Genomic DNA, 16,843 nt, shown 5'->3' on the forward strand with positions numbered 1-16,843 from the left:
TCGCAATGGACGCGGTGGACAGGCAGCTCATCCAGGCCCTGAGGGAGAACGGCCGGGCCTCCTACGCGGAGCTGGGACGCCTCGTCGGACTGTCGGGACCCAGTGTCACCGACCGCATCAACCGGCTGGAGGCGGCCGGAGTCATCACCGGCTACCGGGCCACCGTCGACGCCGCCTCGCTCGGCCTCGGCGTCACCGCCCTGGTCGGCATCTCGCTCTCCGACGCCACCGACCACGAGGACGTGGCGCAGCGGCTGAAGGACCTCTCGGAGATCGAGGACTGCTGGTTCATCGCGGGCGACGACTCGTACATGCTCAAGGTGCGCGCGGCGGACGTGGACGGCCTGGAGAAGATGATCCGGCGGCTCAGCGGAACGAAGGGCGTCTCCCGGACGCGTACGACCATCGTGCTCTCGACCAAGTGGGAGAACCGGGTCGGGGAGCTGCCCGAAGAGGAGTAGGCAGGGGAGTAGTCGTACGGTTGGGTCGTCTTCGTAGAAAGGTGTGGGCATGGATCTCGGGCTCAAGCGCGAGCTGGAGGAGAAGGTCAGGACGGGCGTCCGTCTGACCCGTGAGGACGGCATCGCGCTGTACGAGTCGGACGACCTGGCCTGGCTCGGCGGCCTGGCGCACGAGGTGCGCACCCGCAAGAACGGCGACGTCGTGCACTTCAACGTCAACCGTCACCTCAACATGACCAACGTGTGCACGGCCTCCTGCGCGTACTGCTCCTTCCAGCGCAAGCCGGGGGAGAAGGACGCGTACACGATGCGCATCGAGGAGGCCGTCAAGCTCGCCAAGGCGATGGAGGGCGAGAACCTCACCGAGCTGCACATCGTCAACGGGCTGCACCCGAACCTGCCGTGGCGGTACTACCCCCGGTCGCTGAGCGAGCTGAAGAAGGCACTGCCCGGCGTCTCGCTCAAGGCGTTCACGGCCACCGAGATCCACCACTTCGAGACGATCTCCGGCATGCCGGCCTCCGAGATCCTCGACGAGCTGATCGAGGCCGGTCTGGAGTCGCTGACCGGTGGCGGCGCCGAGATCTTCGACTGGGAGGTCCGGCAGCACATCGTCGACCACCGCACCCACTGGGAGGACTGGTCGCGCATCCACCGGCTCGCCCACGAGAAGGGTCTGAAGACCCCGGCCACCATGCTCTACGGCCACATCGAGGAGCCGCGTCACCGCGTGGACCACGTCCTGCGGCTGCGTGAGCTGCAGGACGAGACCGGCGGCTTCCAGGTCTTCATCCCGCTGCGCTACCAGCACGACTTCGTCGACATGAAGGACGGGAAGGTACGCAATCGCCTTCAGGCGCGGACGCAGATGGCGACGGGCGCGGAGGCGCTGAAGACCTTCGCGGTGTCGCGGCTGTTGTTCGACAACGTGCCGCACGTCAAGGTCTTCTGGGTGATGCACGGTGTGCAGACCGCGCAGCTGGCCTTGCAGCACGGCGCCGACGACATGGACGGGTCGGTCGTCGAGTACAAGATCACGCATGACGCGGACAACTTCGGGACGCCGAACAAGCTGACGCGTGAGGATCTGCTGGACCTCATTCGCGATGCCGGGTTCCGGCCGGTGGAGCGGAACACTCGGTACGAGATCATCCGTGAGTACGAGGGGGCCGACCCGGAGCGTCGGGAGTCGCCTCAGCCGATGCGGGTCTGAGTTCTGGCTGCGGGTGCGTGGGGGCTGGTCGCGCAGTTCCCCGCGCCCCTGAGGTGGGTACTGCCCGAGGATGCCGCGGGCCCCTGTCGTAATGGCTACAATCCCCGCATGCCCCTTACCTTCACGCTCGATCCCGCCGTCACCCCCGAGCTGCGTGACGGCATTCTCGATCTGTGGGCCGACGTCTCCAACGCCGGGGGAGCCGTCGGGTTCGTGCCGCCCGTGGCGCGGGAGGACATCCGGCCGTCGCTGCTGAAGCACTTCGCGTCGATGGCGGAGGGCAAGGTCAGGCTGCTCGTCGGGTTCGACGAGGAGGGGCGGGTCGCCGCTACCGCGTTTCTGACGCTCAATACTCACCAGCTGATGACCCACTGGCTGTGGCTGTACACGGTGATGGTGCATCCGCGCCATCAGGGGAAGGGGTACGGCCGTGATCTGCTGGGCGCGGCCGCGGAGGCGGCCCGGAGGCTCGACGGCATCGGGGCGATCCGGCTGACCTGCCGGGGCGGGCTCGGTCTTGAGCGGTTCTACGAGTCCTGCGGCTACAAGGAGGTCGGCCGGATCCCGGGCGCCATCAGGGTCGCGCCGGGCGACGACCGGGACGACGTGATCATGCTTCTGCCGCTGAACTGATCCCCCTTGAGCTGACCCCCCTCAAAGATCGGCCGCCGGGCGTGCTTCACTGAATACTGGCCCTTTTTGGAATCGGAAGAGTGGATTGAGATGCTCCGCTACACACTGATGCGCCTCGGGATCTTCGTGGGCTGCCTCGTGGTCGTCTGGGGCCTCGTCTACTCCGGCCTCGCCCCGCGCGGCCTCGGCGACAGCAACGGCCTGTGGATCGTGACCCTCGCCCTGCTGCTCTCCGCGCCGATCAGCTTCGTCGTGCTGCGCAAGGAGCGCGACCGTGCCTCCGTGCAGGTCGTGCGACGGGTCGACCGGATGAAGGCCAACATGGAGGCCAACCGCAGCCAGGAGGACTCGGCCGACGAGACGAGCCGGGCGCAGGGCCAGGCCTCGTAAGCTTCCTCACACGCGCGCAGCGCCCCGTTTCCGTACATACTCGGAAACGGGGCGCTTTGCCTTGTATGGGTGCCTGTGTGTTTCTGCCTGTCAAAGCGAGGCTTTGGGGTCCTCAAAGTTCAGGTGTTAAGGTGTCGCTGTTATGAACTCAGCAGTCGTGCCTCTGCCGCCCCGGAGCGTTCCGCTCCGGAGGCTTGCGCTCTTCGCGCGGCTGCACGTGGATCTCTGTCGGTGCGCGTCCGCCAACTGTCGTCTCTGACGTAACGCCAACCCCCGTCGTCTCCCACGTCAGCTCCCCCTACGCGTCCCCTAACGGAGTCAGTCCGTGTCCTCAAACACGAAGTCCTTCAAGGTGCCCTTCTGGGCCCAGATACTCGCCGGTCTCGTCCTGGGCGTGCTGCTCGGCTGGCTCGCCCGCAACCAGGACCTGTCCTGGCTGACCACGACCCTGGAGAAGGTCGGCGACACCTTCATCGGCCTGCTGAAGCTCGCCGTCGCCCCGCTCGTCTTCTTCGCGATCCTCGTCTCGATCACCAACCTGCGGAAGGTCAACAACGCGGCCCGCCTGGCCTCGCGGACCCTCCTGTGGTTCATGGTCACCTCGCTGATCGCGGTGAGCATCGGTCTTGTCATCGGCCTGGTCACCAACCCGGGCGCCGGCACCGGCCTCACGCCCAAGGACGGCGCGAAGCCCGAGGAGACCGGTTCCTGGATCGACTTCCTCACCGGCATCGTGCCGACGGACGTCATCACGCCGTTCACCGAACTGAACGTGCTCCAGATCGTCTTCATGGCCGCCGTCGCCGGTATCGCCGCCCTCCAGCTCGGCGAGAAGGCCCAGCCGATCCTCAACCTGAGCGAGTCCGTCCTGGAGCTGCTCCAGAAGGCGCTGTGGTGGGTCATCCGGCTCGCCCCGATCGGCACGGTCGGCCTCATCGGCAACGCCATCGCCACCTACGGCTGGGACCTGATCGGCAAGTACGCGACGTTCACCGTCGACATCTACGTCGGCTGCCTGATCGTGCTGTTCGGCGTCTACCCGGCGCTGCTCGCGACCGTCGCCAAGGCCAACCCGATCCAGTTCTTCAAGGGCGCCTGGCCCGCGATCCAGCTGGCCTTCGTCTCCCGCTCGTCCGTGGGCACGATGCCGCTGACGCAGAAGGTCACCGAGCGGCTCGGCGTGCCGAAGGAGTACGCGTCCTTCGCGGTGCCGTTCGGCGCCACGACCAAGATGGACGGCTGCGCCGCGATCTACCCGGCGATCGCCGCGATCTTCGTCGCCCAGATCTTCGACATCCAGCTGGGTGTCGGCGACTACCTGCTGATCGCGTTCGTCTCGGTGGTCGGCTCCGCGGCCACGGCCGGACTGACCGGCGCGACGGTCATGCTGACCCTGACCCTCTCCACCCTCGGCCTGCCGATGGAGGGCGTCGGTCTGCTCCTCGCGATCGACCCGATCCTCGACATGATCCGCACCGCGACCAACGTCGCCGGCCAGGCCCTCATCCCGGTCCTGGTCTCCGCCCGGGAGAACCTGCTCGACCGCGAGGCCTACGCCACGGCTGACGGCTCGTCCCTGGACGACCCGTGGGACGAGAAGCGGGACGCGCAGCGCGAGCAGGTGCCTGCCACGGCGTGACGAGGTGACGTCCCCCCTGGCCGGTCCGGGCCGGTCCGCTTCGGTTCGCGACCGAGGGCAGGCCAGGGGGACCGTACGCTAAGCCGTATGGGTGCCGTGAAGACCAAGCGGATGCCGCGTGCGGTCCGCGAACAGCAGATGCTGGACGCCGCCGTGCGGATCTTCGGCCAACGGGGCTACATGGCCGCGTCGATGGACGAGATAGCCGAACTGGCGGGCGTGTCCAAGCCGTTGGTCTATCTGTACCTGAACTCCAAGGAAGACCTCTTCACCGCCTGCATCCGCCGTGAGGCCAAGGCCCTCGTGGCGGCGGTGCGGGCCGGGGTCCGGCCCGATCTGCCCTCCGACCGGCAACTGTGGGAAGGGCTCGGGGCGTTCTTCACGCACACCGCCCGCAACCCGGACGCCTGGTCGGTCCTGCACCTCCAGGCCCGGACGCACGGCGAGCCGTTCGCCGCCGAGGTCACCGCGATGCGCGAGGAGATCGTCGCGTTCGTGACGCAGCTGATCCTCACCGGTGCCCGTGAGGCCCACCACGACCCCGACCTGCCGGAGCGCGAGGTCGCCGGACTCGCCGAGGCCCTGGTCGGCGCCGCCGAATCCCTCGCCGCCTGGGCCAACGCCACCCCAGGCGTCACCGCCCGCCAGGCCGCGGCCACGATGATGAACTTCGCGTGGGCGGGTCTGGGCGACCTCATGGCGGGGCGGCCCTGGGCGCCTCCGGAGGAGGAGCAGAAGGGTGCTCAGGCCGGGTAGACATCCCCCGTCACGTGCATCCGCTCGCCCCCGTCCCGCAGTTCGAACCGGCCGTCCTCCGCCGCGTACGTCACCGTCCCCGGCAGCAGAACCGGTGTCTTGAAGGCCGCGCGTACGTGGCACGAGTCCGGTGTGCCGTGCGCGGCGAGGCAGCGGGCGAGGGTCCACATGCCGTGGGCGATGGCCCGGGGGAAGCCGAACAGGCGGGCGGTGAGCGGGTGGAGGTGGATCGGGTTGCGGTCCCCGGAGGCGGCGCCGTAACGACGCCCGACGTCCTCGGCGAGCCGCCACTCGGCGACGGCGGGCAGTGGCTTTCTGACCTCCTCCCCGGGAGACCCCGGGACTTCTCCGGGAGCCCCTGGAACCCCTCCGGGAGACCCGGCGGGCCGTCGCGTGCCGTGCCGGGCGAGGTACGTGCTGCTCGACTCCCAGACGACGTCCCCGTCTTCCCGCACCTCCGTGACGACCGTCGCCTCCGTGCCGCGCCGGTGCGGGGCCAGGCCCTCGACACGGACCGTGAGTTCGTACGCGCCGGTGGCCGGCATTCCCCGGTGCCGGGTGATGCTGATCGACGTGTGGACCAGGCCCAGCAGCGGCAGCGGGAAGTCCCGGCCGCTCATCAGCCGCATGGCCAGGGGGAATCCGAGCACGTGCGGATACGTCAGCGGCAGCGCGTCCTCCCCGGTCGGGAACCCGCAGACCCGCTCGTACGCCGCCAGTCGCGCGAGGTCGACCCGCAGGCCGGGCAGGACCAGCCGGGTGCGGGGGAACTCCGCGTCGGGAGCGGGCCGTTTGAAAGGGGACAGCAGGGCACCGCGGACCAGGAGCGGCGCGAGGGAGGGGGACCCGGTGAGGACGAGAGCGGCGGCGTCAGCCATCACGCCCCCAGCAGACTCTGGCCGCAGACGCGCACGACCTGGCCGTTGACCGCGCCCGAGCCCGGGTGCGCCAGCCACGCCGTGGTCTCGGCGACATCGACCGGAAGACCGCCCTGGGCCAGGGAGTTCATCCGGCGGCCCGCCTCGCGGATGAACAGCGGGACGGCGGCCGTCATCCTCGTCTCGATGAAGCCCGGCGCGACCGCGTTGACCGTCACCCCGTGCTCCGCGAGCGCGCGTGGCGCGAGGGAGCGGACCAGGCCGACGATGCCCGCCTTGCTCGCCCCGTAGTTGGTCTGGCCCGCGTTGCCGGCGATGCCCGCGATGGAAGCGGTTGCGACGACGCCGCCGCCCCGCTTCAGCGTCCCGGCCTTCAGCAGCGCGTCCGTGGTGCGCAGCACGCTCGCCAGGTTCACCTCCAGCACCGAGATCCAGCGCTCGGCCGGCATGTTCACCAGCCGCCGGTCGCGGGTGATGCCCGCGTTGTGGACCAGCAGGTCAAGGCCGTCCGGCAGGGCCTCGGCGATCCGCGCGCCCGCGTCGGCGGCCGTGATGTCGAGGAGCAGGGCGGTGCCGCCGAGCCGGTCGGCGACGCGCCGGGCGTCCTGTTCGGCACCCGGCACATCGAGGACGACGACCCGGGCGCCGTCCCGGGCGAGTGTCTCGGCGACCGCCTCACCGATACCGCGCGCGGCACCGGTGACCAGGGCGGTCCGGCCGGTCAGGGGGCGGCCCACGTCTGGCGCCGCCTGGGGTGCCCCGGGCTCCTGGGGCGTGCCCACCTCGATCACCTGCCCGCTCACATACGCCGACTTGGGCGACAGCAGGAAACGGAGCGTGGACTCCGCGGCGGACGCGTCCGTGAGCCGGACCAGGTTCACCGTCCTGCCCCGGCCGATCTCCTTGCCGAGGGAGCGCGTGAAGCCCTCCAGGGCTTGCTGGGCGGCGGCCTGGTGGTGGTCGGCGGGGTCGAGCGGCGCGCCGAGCACGAGCACGCGACCGCTCGGGGTGACCGACCGTATGGCGGGATGCAGAGCCGCGTGCACCTCGGCCAGGCCCTCGACGTCCCGTACCCCGCTCGCGTCCAGGACGACGGCGGCCGACCGGTCGGGGCCGGCCGGGGCGATTCCCGTACGGGCGAGGACCGGTGCGAGGTCCAGGGCGGACCGGCCGGCGGTGAGGTGACGCAGGCCGCCGTCCAGGGCCGGGCGCTCGGGGGACCAGCGGGTCAGCGCCGCGGGCTGCGGCAGGCCGAGACGACGGGTGAGGAGACGGCCGGGCGCGGTACCGGTGAAGCGCAGATAGCGGTCGGCCATTCCAACTCCCAGCTTCCGGAGGACACTCGTTCTTCCTTACTCTGGAGTAAGGTTACCGGAGGTAATGCTACGTCACGGGCGAGGAGCGGGTCGAGATGGAGCAGGTCGAGATGAGCCCCCGGCGGATGGCGCCGCCGGTGCGGCGCGTGGCGGTCATCGGCGGAACACGCATCCCGTTCGCCCGCTCCGACGGCCCCTACGCCACCGCCTCCAACCAGCAGATGCTCACCGCCGCGCTCGACGGCCTCGTCGAGCGGTACGGACTCCAGGAGCCCGGCGCGGTGGGCGAGTTCGTCGCCGGCGCCGTCCTCAAGCACAGCCGCGACTTCAACCTCGCCCGCGAGACGGTCCTCGGCTCGACACTGCACCCGCGCACCCCGGCCTACGACATCCAGCAGGCCTGCGGCACCGGACTCCAGGCCGTCATCGCCGCCGCCAACAAGATCGCCCTCGGCCAGACGGAGTCGGCGGTCGCGGGCGGCGCCGACACGGCCAGCGACGCGCCCCTGGGCGTCAACGACACCCTGCGCCGCATCCTGCTGGAGGCCAGGCGCGCGAAGTCGGCGGGCGCCCGCCTGAGGGCCCTGGCGAAGGTGCGCCCGTCCCATCTCGTCCCCGACATCCCGCGCAACGCCGAGCCGCGCACCGGCCTGTCCATGGGCGAGCACGCCGCCGTCACCGCCCGCGCCTGGGGCATCGGCCGCGAGGCCCAGGACGAACTGGCCGCGGCGAGCCACCAACGGCTGGCGGCGGCGTACGAACGCGGCTTCTTCCAGGACCTGGTGATCCCCTTCCGGGGCCTCGCCCGCGACCAGAACCTGCGCCCCGGCTCGACCGCGGAGAAACTCGCCTCCCTGAAGCCGGTGTTCGGCCTGGACCACCCCGGCCCGACCATGACCGCCGGGAACTCGACCCCGCTGACGGACGGTGCCGCCACCGTCCTGCTGGCGAGCGAGGAGTGGGCCCGGGAGCGCGGCCTGGCACCGCTGGCGTACCTGACCGCCTACGAGACGGCAGCCGTGGACTTCGTCGACGGAGATGTGGCGGGCGGCGAGGACGGCCTGCTCATTGCGCCGGCGTACGCGGTCCCGTGCATGCTGGAGCGGGCCGGGCTGAATCTGGCCGATTTCCAACTGATCGAGATCCACGAGGCGTTCGCCTCCCAGGTGCTGGCGACGCTCGCCGCGTGGGAGAAGCGGGGCCTCGGCACGGTGGACCGCGACCGGCTGAACATCGCCGGCTCGTCCCTCGCCACCGGTCACCCCTTCGCCGCCACCGGCGCCCGGATCGTGGCCACGCTGGCCAAACTCCTCGCCGAAGCCGAACAGGACGCGCCCGCACGCGGACTGATCTCGGTCTGCGCGGCGGGCGGCCAGGGGGTGACGGCCGTCCTGGAGCGGGCGTGAATGCCTGGGCAGCACCAAAACTGAAGGTCCCTCACGTAACCCCCGAGATTGCACAGGCCCGGCTCCGGACCATCCCCGAACCCGCACAAACCCGCCACGTGAGGGCCGTACGATCCCGTTCCTACCGGCAGTAACCCCTTTCTGCGGGTTCAGCCGGTTGAGCGCCTCGGCGTGCGAGGCACGTACGTCAACGCAGCAAGCAGTTTTCCGCTGCACGCCCCAGGAGCCGCCCGTGTCCACTGCGTATCCCTCCTCCGCCTACGGCGACGTGTACGGAGGACCGGTCCTGGTCGAGCCCGAGACGAGGCGGCTGGACGGGGTGGTGCGGGAGGCCGCCGTACCGCCGCTGGCGCCGCCGTGGACGCACGGGTCGCTCGCCGACCTGCCGTTCGACAACGCGAGCGCGGAGCCCGGTGCCGTGGTGCTCAGCCGCAAGGACGCCGAGGGGCGCTGGAGCGACGTCACGGCCGCCGAGTTCGCCGCCCAGGTGCTCGCCGTGGCGAAGGGGCTGATCGCCGAAGGGCTGATGCCGGGCGACCGGGTCGCCGTGATGGCCCGCACGATCTACGAGTGGACGGTCCTGGACTTCGCGGCCTGGGCGGCCGGACTGGTCACCGTCCCCATCTATCCCACGTCCTCCGTCTTCCAGGCCCGCTGGATCCTCCAGGACTCGGGCGCGGTCGCCCTGGTCACCGAGACCGCCGCGCAGGCCGCCGCCCTCGGCCCGGAGCGCGAACGCCTGCCGGACCTCCACCACATGTGGGTCGTCGAGAAGGGCCATGTGGACCGGCTCGCGGAAGCCGGGGCGCACCTGGCCGACCACGAGGTGGAGGTGCGGCGCGGCATGCTGGGCCCCGACACGCTCTCCACCCTCGTCTACACCTCGGGCACCACGGGCCGCCCCAAGGGCTGCGCCCTCACCCACGGCAACTTCTTCGCCGAGGTCGACAACGCCATCGAGCTCCTCTACCCCGTCTTCAGGACGAAGACCAGCGAAGAGGCCTCGGTCCTGCTGTTCCTGCCGATGTCCCACGTCTTCGGACGCATGGTCGCGATCGCCTGCATCCGTGCCCGGGTCCGGCTGGGCCACGCGCCGAGCATCAAGGCGGACCACCTGCTGCCGGACCTGGCGAGCTTCCGGCCGACCTGCCTGCTGGCCATCCCGTACATGCTGGAGAAGGTCTTCAACTCGGCCCGCGCCAAGGCCGAGGCGGGCGGCCGGGTGACGTCGTTCGACCGCGCGGTGTCGGTGGCGCGGCGCTACGGCGAGGCGATGGAGGCCCAGCAGACGGGCACCGGACCGGGCCCGTCCCGCGCTCTGAAGACCGCCCGGGCCTTCTACGACCCCCTGGTCTTCCGCCGTATCCGCAACGCCATGGGCGGCCGGGTCCGCTACGCGATCTGCGGCGGCTCACCGCTCGGCCGCCGCCTCGCCGCCTTCTACGCCGGAGCCGGCATCGAGATCTTCGAGGGCTACGGCCTGACGGAGACCACCGGCGCCTCCACCGTCACCCCGCCCCTCAAGCCCCGGCTGGGCACGGTCGGCTGGCCGCTGCCCGGCACCCGCGTCCGCATCGCCGCCGACGGCGAGATCCTCCTCGCCGGCGACCACGTACTCCGCGGCTACTGGGACCCGGCGGCCGGCGGCGTCGTCCCCGCCGCCCCCGACGGCTGGCTCGCCACCGGCGACCTCGGCGAACTGGACGACGAGGGCTACCTCACGATCACCGGCCGCAAGAAGGAACTGCTGATCACCTCGGGCGGCAAGAGCGTCGCCCCGGCCCCCCTGGAGAACTGGCTGCGCTCCCACCCGCTGATCTCCCAGTGCATCGTCCTGGGCGACGGCCGTCCCTTCGTCTCGGCCCTGATCACCCTCGACCCGGACGGCATCACCCACTGGCGCCAGATGAACGGCAAACACCCCGTACCGGCCAAACTTCTCGTCGACGACGAGGATCTGCGCGCCGTCCTCCAACGCGCCGTCGACGAGGCCAACAAGATGGTCTCCCGCCCGGAGTCCATCCGCGCCTTCGCCGTCCTCCCCGAGGACTTCACCGAGGAGGCGGGCCACCTGACCCCGTCGATGAAGCTCCGCCGCCAGGCGGTACTGCGCGCGTTCACGGAGGAGGTCGAGGGGCTGTACGCACGCTGAGGCGGCCGGGTGTGAGGCGGCCTTTGCGATGTCTTCACACGAATTTCTTGACGCCGCACGCCGTCTCCCCTTTGGCTTTCGAGCAATCCCGTCGCGATGCTCCCCCCATCGGAAGGCACCACCAGTGAAAGCGCGTAACACCCGTCGGACCGCTGTGCGCCCTGCCGCCATGGCCCTGGCGGTCTCCATATCGGCCCTGTCCCTCACCGCGTGCGGCGACGACGGGAGCGATGACACCGCCGTGCAGAAGGGCAACGACATCACCGTGGGCCTGCTGCTGCCCGACCGGGACACGGCGCGCTTCGAGAGGTTCGACTACCCCCTGATCAGGGACGAGGTCGCGTCCCTCACGGAGAACAAGGGCAAGGTGCAGTACGCCAACGCCGGGGCGAGCGTGTCCAGACAGAGCCAGCAGTTCCAGAAGATGATCGACGACAAGGTCGACGTCATCCTGGTGGACGCGCTGAACTCCAAGAAGATCGCCACGGACGTCCGGAAGGCCAAGGACGCCGGCATCCCGGTCATCGCCTACGACCGTCTCGCCGAGGGCCCGATCGACGCCTACGTCTCCCACGACAACGAACTCGTCGGGCAGGTGCAGGGCCGCGCCATCATGAGCGAGCTCGGCGAGAACTCCGAGAAGAGCAAGGTCGTCATGATGAACGGCGACCCCGGCGACCCGAACACGGCCCGGTTCAAGGACGGCGCGCTGAGCGAGCTCCAGGGCCAGGTGGACATCGTCGAGCAGTACGACACCAAGGAGTGGAAGCCCTCCATCGCCAAGGCGAACATGAAGAAGGCGATCCAGGCCGTCGGAATGAACAACATCGCCGCCGTCTACTCGGCCAACGACGGCATGGCGGGCGCCGTCATCGAGGCGATGGAGGAGGCCGGCGCCAGCAAGATGCCGCCGGTGACCGGGCAGGACGCCAACCTGGACGCGGTGCAGCGGGTCGTGTCGGGGGAGCAGTACATGACCGTGTACAAGTCCTTCCTGCTGGAGGCGACCAACGCCGCGAAGATCGCGGTGGCCAAGGTCCAGGGCCGCCAGATCGAGTTCGCCGCGCTGACCCGGGAGACGGTCGACAGCCCGACGGCGAAGAACGTCCCGGCGATGCTGGTGCCGGTGGTCGCCCTCACCAAGGACAACATCAAGGAGACGGTGATCACCGACGGCGTGTACACCGTGAAGGACATCTGCACCTCGAAGTACAAGGCGGACTGCGCGGCGATCGGCCTCGAGTAGGCCTGGCGCTCGACTTCGGGGTCTGGCCCTTGACTTCGGGGTCTGGCCCTTGACTTCGGGGTCTGGCCCTTGACTTCGCTGGGTGCCCGCGCGACATTCCCCACCCCCGTCTGTCGCGCTGGAGCCGTCATGACCACTGACACGAACTCCGCACCACCCGCTGGTTCTTCTTCCCGGGCTCCTTCCCGGACCCCGGCGTGGGCTCCTTCGTGGGCTCCTTCGTGGGCTCCTTCCCGAAGACGAGTGCTGGCCGGAGCCGCCGGTGCCGGGCTCGCGGTCGCGGCCGGAGTGCAGCAGGGAGCCCAGGCCGCCGACTTACCCCCGCTCGGCACCTACGACGTCGTCGTCATCGGCTCCGGCGCGGCCGGGATGACGGCCGCGCTGACCGCCGCCGGGCAGGGGCTGAGCTGCGTCGTCCTGGAGAAGGCCCCGACCTTCGGCGGCTCGGCCGCCCGCTCCGGCGCCGGGATCTGGATCCCCAACAACCCGGTGCTCCTGGCGGCCGGCGTCCCGGACACCCCCGCGAAGGCCGCCGCCTACCTCGCCGCCGTCGTCGGCCCGGACGTCCCCGCCGACCGGCAGCGCGCCTTCCTCGCCCACGGCCCGGCCACGATCTCCTACGTCATGGCCCACAGCCCTCTGCGCTTCCGCTGGATGGAGGGCTACAGCGACTACTACCCGGAGCTGCCCGGCGGCCTGCCGAACGGCCGCTCCATCGAACCCGACCAGCTCGACGGCCGGATCCTGGGCCCGGAACTGGCCCGGCTGAACCCGCCGTACATGGACGTGCCCGCCGGGATGGTCGTCTTCAGCGCCGACTACAAGTGGGTCACCCTGGCCGCCGTGAACGCCAAGGGCGCGGCCGTCGCGGCCCAGTGCCTGGCACGGGGCACGGCGGCGGCGCTGCGCGGCGAGAAACCGCTGACCATGGGCCAGTCGCTGGCGGCGGGGCTGCGTGCGGGACTGCGGTCGGCCGGGGTGCCGGTGTGGCTGGACACGCCCCTGACCGACCTGTACGTCGAGAACGGCACGGTCACCGGAGCGGTCGTCACCCGAGACGGCGCCCCGGGCCTGGTCCGCGCCCGCCGGGGCGTGATCGTCGGCTCCGGCGGCTTCGAGCACAACGCGGCGATGCGCGAACGCTTCCAGCGGCAGCCCATCGGCACGGACTGGACCGTCGGCGCCAAGGAGAACACCGGCGACGGCATCCTGGCGGGGGAGCGGCTCGGGGCGGCCCTCGACCTGATGGACGACGCCTGGTGGGGCCCGGCGATCCCGGTCCCGGGCCAGCCGTACTTCTGCCTCGCCGAACGCACTCTCCCCGGCGGACTCCTGGTCGACGGTTCGGGCGGACGCTTCGTCAACGAGGCCGCCCCCTACAGCGACGTCGTCCACACCATGTACGAGGAGCGCGGGGCCATCCCGGCCTGGCTGATCACCGACCAGAACTACCGCAACCGGTACCTCTTCAAGGACGTCCTGCCGGCCCTGCCCCTCCCCGGCGCCTGGTACGACTCGGGCGCCGCCCACAAGGCCTGGTCCCTGGACGCGCTCGCCGCCTCGATCGGCGTCCCTGCGGCTGCCCTGCGCACGACCGTCGACCGCTTCAACTCCCAGGCACGGCGGGGGGAGGACCCCGACTTCCACCGGGGCGACAGCGCCTACGACCACTACTACACGGACCCGTCCGTCCTCCCGAACTCCTGCCTGGCCCCCCTGTGGCTGCCCCCGTACCACGCCTTCCGCATCGTCCCCGGCGACCTCGGCACGAAGGGCGGCCTGGTGACGGACGCCCGGGCCCGCGTCCTGCGGGAGGACGGCTCGGTCATCCCGGGCCTCTACGCCGCGGGCAACGCGAGCGCCGCGGTCATGGGCCACAGCTACGCGGGCGCGGGGTCCACCATCGGCCCGGCGATGACGTTCGGGTACATCGCGGCGAGGGACATCGCGGGGGTGCTGTAGGAGATTCTCTTGGGGGGTTCTCCAGGGGACTCTCTAGGGGGTGGTGGGCTTCGAGGGCTTGCGGGCCACGAGGCAGGCCTGGGCGGTCGGCTCGCCGAGCTCCTCGTCGGCCTCCCGTACGGTCCGGGAGCGCAGGGTGAATCCGGCGGCTTCGAGGAGGGCGATCATCTGCTCGGGCCGGCGCCGCCGGAAGTCCACGGCCACCCGGTGTCCGAAGGCCTCCTCGTAGCGGCGGGGCTCGTCCCCGGCCTGGAAGCCGAGCAGCAGATGCCCGCCGGGCCGCAGGACGCGGTGGAACTCGGCGAAGACGCCCGGCAGGTGGTCCAGGGGGGTGTGGATGGTCGAGTACCAGGACACGACCCCGTCGAGCGAGCCGTCGGGCAGGTCCAGCTCCAGGATCGAGCCCTGCTCGAACCGCAGGGAGGGGTTCTCGCGGCGGGCGATCGCGAGCATCGACTCCGACAGGTCGAGGCCGAAGACCGACAGCCCCCGCTCCGCCAGGAACGCCGTCACCCGCCCGGGCCCGCACCCCAGGTCGGCGACCTCGCCCCCCTCACCCACCAGCTCCGCGAAACCGGCCAGCAGCGCCCGGTCCAGGGGTGTGGTCCCGTGCATCCCAGGGAAATGGGCGGCGTAGTCCTCGGCCACGGTGTCGTAGAAGGTACGGGTCTCGCTCACGAAGTCGGCGTCGGTCATGCCCCGAGACCCTACTGCGGGGGCGGGTTGGCCTGCCCGCCGTTGGCCTGCCCGCCGTTGGCCTGTCCGATCGGGCTCCGACCCCGGCCCGCGCTGGGGGCGAACTGCCTCGCCCAGGGCCGTGTCGGCGGTGTCGTCCCGCGTGTGCGGCGCCGTTGTGGCCGGTCGCGCAGTTCCCCGCGCCCCCGAGAGGCACCGCACCGCCCCCGTCCGTCGCGGACACGCCCTAGCTGGTCGGCTCGTCTCGGGCGTCTCCCGGTGCCTCGGCCGCTCTCGTCGCCCCGGCGCCCGCCGCCGCTCCGATCGCCGTGCCCAGGCCCAGGCCCAGGGCCAGTCCGAGTCCGATGTTGTCGAAGACGGTCATGCCAAGGGACAGCCCGAGCGCCGTGCCGAGCGACAGTCCGAGGGACACACCGGTCGCCAGATGGTTGTGCGCGGGAGTTCCGCTTTCCCGCTCGCCGTTCTCGCCGTTCTCTTCATGTCCCTGCATCCGGACATCTTCTCCCGGCCAGTACCCGAGCAGCCCAGGCCCCCCGGTCCACCCGCCACAGCGGAGCGACCCGCAGAATTCGCCGGAAATTCATCGGCCTCTCCGGGAACGGGAGAACCGGAAGAGGACGGGAAAAGGCAGGAGCCCCGACGCCTGACGGCGCGGGGCTCCTTGGGTACTACTGATCAGACCGGGGTGACGTTCTCAGCCTGCGGACCCTTCGGGCCCTGCGTGACGTCGAAGGACACCTGCTGGTTCTCCTCGAGGGAGCGGAAGCCGCTCGCGTTGATCGCGGAGTAGTGGACGAAGACGTCGGGGCCGCCGCCCTCCTGGGCGATGAAACCAAAGCCCTTTTCGGCGTTGAACCACTTCACGGTTCCGGTAGCCATAAGCCCTCCTTGGGCCCAAAAGGGTTGCCCTGCTCCAGAACCAGCAAGTGTGAAGATGAATTCTGCACAACTGCATACGTCTGAGAATGACGAGAGCCCGCGGTCACATGCTCCGCAGGCTCTGTACTGCAAGGGAAACCAAACTGCAACTTGCGATGAGCCTAGCACGCAGGCCCCGGAATGCAATAGGGGCCAAGATCACGTCACCCGAATGTTTGAACATCCCGCCGCCGACTGGCGGAGAGGGCCTCTTGCGGCGATCACGAACCCACGGCGGGGCCGGACGCCGACCGCTGGGCCGAGAGGGCTAGCCTCACGATGTGGACAATCCTCGCACCCGGCCGCGCGTCGGCCACATCCAGTTCCTGAACTGCCTGCCCCTGTACTGGGGGCTCGCCAGAACGGGCACGCTCCTCGACTTCGAGCTGACGAAGGACACCCCGGAGAAGCTCAGCGAGAAGCTGGTGCAGGGCGAACTCGACATCGCACCGATCACCCTGGTCGAGTTCCTCAAGCACGCGGACCAACTGGTCGCCTTCCCCGACATCGCCGTCGGCTGCGACGGCCCGGTGATGTCGTGCGTGATCGTCTCGCAGGTCCCGCTGGACCGGCTGGACGGCGCCCGCGTCGCCCTCGGCTCGACCTCCCGCACCTCCGTCCGCCTCGCCCAGCTGCTCCTCGCCGAGCGCTTCGGAGTACGGCCGGACTACTACACGTGCCCGCCCGACCTCAGCCTGATGATGCAGGAAGCCGACGCGGCCGTCCTCATCGGTGACGCGGCGCTGCGCGCGAACATGCTCGACGGGCCGCGCTTCGGCTTGGACGTGCACGACCTGGGCGCGCTGTGGAAGGAGTGGACGGGCCTGCCGTTCGTCTTCGCGGTCTGGGCGGCGCGCCGCGACTACCTGGAGCGCGAGCCGGTCCTCACCCGCAAGGTGCACGAGGCCTTCCTCGAGTCCCGCAACCTCTCCCTGGAGGAGGTCGCCAAGGTCGCCGAGCAGGCCGCCCGCTGGGAGGACTTCGACGAGGAGACCCTCGCCCAGTACTTCACGACGCTCGACTTCCGCTTCGGTGGCCCGCAGCTCGCGGCGGTCGCCGAGTTCGCCCGGCGCGTCGGCCCGACGACCGGCTTCCCGGCGGACGTGAAGGTGGACCTGCTTCAGCCGTGAGCGGGCGCTCCTCCCGCACTACTCTGCTGGGAGTGCAGGCGGACGGG

The 16,843-nt window shown here is 70.5% G+C and carries 16 protein-coding genes; 11 read left to right on the forward strand and 5 right to left on the reverse strand.

The window, feature by feature from the left end; genetic code table 11:
- Positions 1-5: 5 nt before the first annotated feature.
- The 6 genes from ACIBK5_RS11455 to ACIBK5_RS11480 all read left to right on the forward strand — a co-directional run bounded on the left by ACIBK5_RS11455 (position 6) and on the right by ACIBK5_RS11480 (position 5,092).
- Positions 6-461, forward strand: a complete 456-nt coding sequence (locus tag ACIBK5_RS11455) for an Lrp/AsnC family transcriptional regulator (RefSeq protein WP_031103084.1) — start codon at positions 6-8, stop codon at positions 459-461.
- Between the two features lie 49 nt (positions 462-510).
- Positions 511-1,674 carry an aminofutalosine synthase MqnE gene (gene mqnE / locus ACIBK5_RS11460; RefSeq protein ID WP_399018523.1) on the forward strand — a complete coding sequence of 388 codons (1,164 nt, stop codon included), beginning with the start codon at positions 511-513 and terminating at the stop codon, positions 1,672-1,674.
- Positions 1,675-1,782: 108 nt separating this feature from the next.
- The gene (locus tag ACIBK5_RS11465) at positions 1,783-2,307 is read left to right on the forward strand and encodes a GNAT family N-acetyltransferase (protein WP_399018525.1); all 525 of its coding nucleotides are present in this window, start codon (positions 1,783-1,785) and stop codon (positions 2,305-2,307) included.
- Between the two features lie 90 nt (positions 2,308-2,397).
- Complete coding sequence (locus ACIBK5_RS11470) at positions 2,398-2,697, forward strand: DUF4229 domain-containing protein (RefSeq protein ID WP_399018526.1); 300 nt, start codon at positions 2,398-2,400, stop codon at positions 2,695-2,697.
- A 325-nt stretch (positions 2,698-3,022) separates the two neighbouring features.
- Positions 3,023-4,336, forward strand: coding sequence for a dicarboxylate/amino acid:cation symporter (locus ACIBK5_RS11475; protein WP_399018528.1), 1,314 nt, complete (start codon positions 3,023-3,025; stop codon positions 4,334-4,336).
- An 87-nt stretch (positions 4,337-4,423) separates the two neighbouring features.
- Positions 4,424-5,092, forward strand: a complete 669-nt coding sequence (locus ACIBK5_RS11480; protein WP_399018529.1) for a TetR/AcrR family transcriptional regulator — start codon at positions 4,424-4,426, stop codon at positions 5,090-5,092.
- Here the strand turns inward: ACIBK5_RS11480 and ACIBK5_RS11485 are convergent.
- Positions 5,080-5,970 carry a MaoC family dehydratase gene (locus ACIBK5_RS11485; protein ID WP_399018531.1) on the reverse strand — a complete coding sequence of 297 codons (891 nt, stop codon included), beginning with the start codon at positions 5,968-5,970 and terminating at the stop codon, positions 5,080-5,082. The two genes, ACIBK5_RS11480 and ACIBK5_RS11485, sit on opposite strands and share 13 nt — an antisense overlap.
- Positions 5,970-7,286, reverse strand: coding sequence for a 3-oxoacyl-ACP reductase (locus ACIBK5_RS11490; protein ID WP_399018533.1), 1,317 nt, complete (start codon positions 7,284-7,286; stop codon positions 5,970-5,972). Before ACIBK5_RS11490 ends, ACIBK5_RS11485 begins: the two co-directional genes overlap by 1 nt.
- Before the next feature lie 95 nt (positions 7,287-7,381).
- Here ACIBK5_RS11490 and ACIBK5_RS11495 point away from each other — a divergent pair, with 95 nt between their 5' ends.
- The 4 genes from ACIBK5_RS11495 (at position 7,382) to kstD (ending at position 14,052) form a co-directional block, all read left to right on the forward strand.
- A complete protein-coding gene (locus ACIBK5_RS11495; protein ID WP_399018534.1) occupies positions 7,382-8,692 on the forward strand; it encodes an acetyl-CoA C-acetyltransferase in 1,311 nt (436 codons plus the stop codon).
- Between the two features lie 232 nt (positions 8,693-8,924).
- Positions 8,925-10,844, forward strand: a complete 1,920-nt coding sequence (locus tag ACIBK5_RS11500) for an AMP-dependent synthetase/ligase (protein WP_399018536.1) — start codon at positions 8,925-8,927, stop codon at positions 10,842-10,844.
- A gap of 169 nt (positions 10,845-11,013) precedes the next feature.
- Positions 11,014-12,090 (forward strand): sugar ABC transporter substrate-binding protein, encoded by a 1,077-nt coding sequence (locus ACIBK5_RS11505; RefSeq protein ID WP_399018537.1) that lies wholly within the window; start codon positions 11,014-11,016, stop codon positions 12,088-12,090.
- A gap of 243 nt (positions 12,091-12,333) precedes the next feature.
- The gene (gene kstD / locus ACIBK5_RS11510; RefSeq protein ID WP_399018538.1) at positions 12,334-14,052 is read left to right on the forward strand and encodes a 3-oxosteroid 1-dehydrogenase; all 1,719 of its coding nucleotides are present in this window, start codon (positions 12,334-12,336) and stop codon (positions 14,050-14,052) included.
- Between the two features lie 33 nt (positions 14,053-14,085).
- Here the strand turns inward: kstD and ACIBK5_RS11515 are convergent, their stop codons facing one another.
- From ACIBK5_RS11515 to ACIBK5_RS11525, 3 genes are all read right to left on the reverse strand, one after another.
- Positions 14,086-14,748, reverse strand: a complete 663-nt coding sequence (locus ACIBK5_RS11515; protein WP_399018540.1) for a class I SAM-dependent methyltransferase — start codon at positions 14,746-14,748, stop codon at positions 14,086-14,088.
- 226 nt (positions 14,749-14,974) lie between these two features.
- On the reverse strand, positions 14,975-15,238 hold the full coding sequence (locus ACIBK5_RS11520) for a hypothetical protein (protein ID WP_399018542.1): 264 nt from the start codon (positions 15,236-15,238) through the stop codon (positions 14,975-14,977).
- 185 nt (positions 15,239-15,423) lie between these two features.
- A complete protein-coding gene (locus ACIBK5_RS11525) occupies positions 15,424-15,627 on the reverse strand; it encodes a cold-shock protein (protein WP_003992177.1) in 204 nt (67 codons plus the stop codon).
- 320 nt (positions 15,628-15,947) lie between these two features.
- Between ACIBK5_RS11525 and ACIBK5_RS11530 the strand changes: the two genes are divergently transcribed.
- Complete coding sequence (locus tag ACIBK5_RS11530) at positions 15,948-16,796, forward strand: menaquinone biosynthetic enzyme MqnA/MqnD family protein (RefSeq protein WP_399018544.1); 849 nt, start codon at positions 15,948-15,950, stop codon at positions 16,794-16,796.
- Positions 16,797-16,843 lie beyond the last annotated feature (47 nt).

The sequence above is a fragment of the Streptomyces sp. NPDC050546 genome, assembly GCF_044457425.1.
Classification (GTDB): Bacteria; Actinomycetota; Actinomycetes; order Streptomycetales; family Streptomycetaceae; genus Streptomyces.

Excerpts from the sequence above, each read along its gene's own strand:
- ACIBK5_RS11515 (WP_399018540.1), bottom strand. The coding sequence starts at position 14,748 with ATGACCGACGCCGACTTCGTGAGCGAGACCCGTACCTTCTACGACACC.
- ACIBK5_RS11495 (WP_399018534.1), top strand. The coding sequence starts at position 7,382 with ATGGAGCAGGTCGAGATGAGCCCCCGGCGGATGGCGCCGCCGGTGCGG.
- ACIBK5_RS11520 (WP_399018542.1), bottom strand. The coding sequence starts at position 15,238 with ATGCAGGGACATGAAGAGAACGGCGAGAACGGCGAGCGGGAAAGCGGA.
- ACIBK5_RS11455 (WP_031103084.1), top strand. The coding sequence starts at position 6 with ATGGACGCGGTGGACAGGCAGCTCATCCAGGCCCTGAGGGAGAACGGC.
- ACIBK5_RS11490 (WP_399018533.1), bottom strand. The coding sequence starts at position 7,286 with ATGGCCGACCGCTATCTGCGCTTCACCGGTACCGCGCCCGGCCGTCTC.
- ACIBK5_RS11525 (WP_003992177.1), bottom strand. The coding sequence starts at position 15,627 with ATGGCTACCGGAACCGTGAAGTGGTTCAACGCCGAAAAGGGCTTTGGT.
- ACIBK5_RS11480 (WP_399018529.1), top strand. The coding sequence starts at position 4,424 with ATGGGTGCCGTGAAGACCAAGCGGATGCCGCGTGCGGTCCGCGAACAG.
- ACIBK5_RS11470 (WP_399018526.1), top strand. The coding sequence starts at position 2,398 with ATGCTCCGCTACACACTGATGCGCCTCGGGATCTTCGTGGGCTGCCTC.
- ACIBK5_RS11485 (WP_399018531.1), bottom strand. The coding sequence starts at position 5,970 with ATGGCTGACGCCGCCGCTCTCGTCCTCACCGGGTCCCCCTCCCTCGCG.
- ACIBK5_RS11465 (WP_399018525.1), top strand. The coding sequence starts at position 1,783 with ATGCCCCTTACCTTCACGCTCGATCCCGCCGTCACCCCCGAGCTGCGT.
- ACIBK5_RS11505 (WP_399018537.1), top strand. The coding sequence starts at position 11,014 with ATGGCCCTGGCGGTCTCCATATCGGCCCTGTCCCTCACCGCGTGCGGC.
- mqnE (WP_399018523.1), top strand. The coding sequence starts at position 511 with ATGGATCTCGGGCTCAAGCGCGAGCTGGAGGAGAAGGTCAGGACGGGC.